Here is a 499-nt window from a genome sequence, read left to right as displayed (position 1 = left end):
GGTTACCACGGTGTGATTCATGACTGGGGTGAAGTCGTAACAAGGTAGCCGTAGGGGAACCTGCGGCTGGATCACCTCCTTAATCGAAGACATCAGCCTGCTGATGAGCTCCCACACGAATTGCTTGATTCATGCTGTAAAGACGATGCGACCTGTTATATAGGTCTGTAGCTCAGTTGGTTAGAGCGCACCCCTGATAAGGGTGAGGTCGGCAGTTCAAATCTGCCCAGACCTACCATTTATTGGTACTACCTGGTTCAGCTGGTCAAATGGGGCCATAGCTCAGCTGGGAGAGCGCCTGCCTTGCACGCAGGAGGTCAGCGGTTCGATCCCGCTTGGCTCCACCACTCTTCAGGTTTCGCAGCACTGTTCAGAACTTAGAAATGAACATTCGGCAATGAATGTTGATTTCTGACTTTTGTCAGATCGTTCTTTAAAAATTCGGATATGTGATAGAAATAGACTGAACACCAGTTTCACTGCTGGTGGATCAGGCTAA

Annotated in this window: 2 tRNA genes and 1 rRNA gene; all 3 read left to right on the top strand. The window is 49.3% G+C overall.

The window, feature by feature from the left end:
• A 16S ribosomal RNA gene (locus ABZO33_RS26870) occupies positions 1 to 82 on the top strand; the annotation flags it as partial.
• A 79-nt stretch (positions 83 to 161) separates the two neighbouring features.
• A tRNA-Ile gene (locus ABZO33_RS26865) sits at positions 162 to 238 on the top strand.
• Between the two features lie 33 nt (positions 239 to 271).
• A tRNA-Ala gene (locus tag ABZO33_RS26860) sits at positions 272 to 347 on the top strand.
• Positions 348 to 499: the final 152 nt, after the last annotated feature.

This window comes from Pseudomonas sp. CAM1A (genome assembly GCF_047501685.1).
GTDB lineage: Bacteria > Pseudomonadota > Gammaproteobacteria > Pseudomonadales > Pseudomonadaceae > Aquipseudomonas.
The sequence above is the reverse complement of the archived record's forward strand: the minus strand, read 5'-3'. Positions and strand labels throughout refer to the sequence as shown.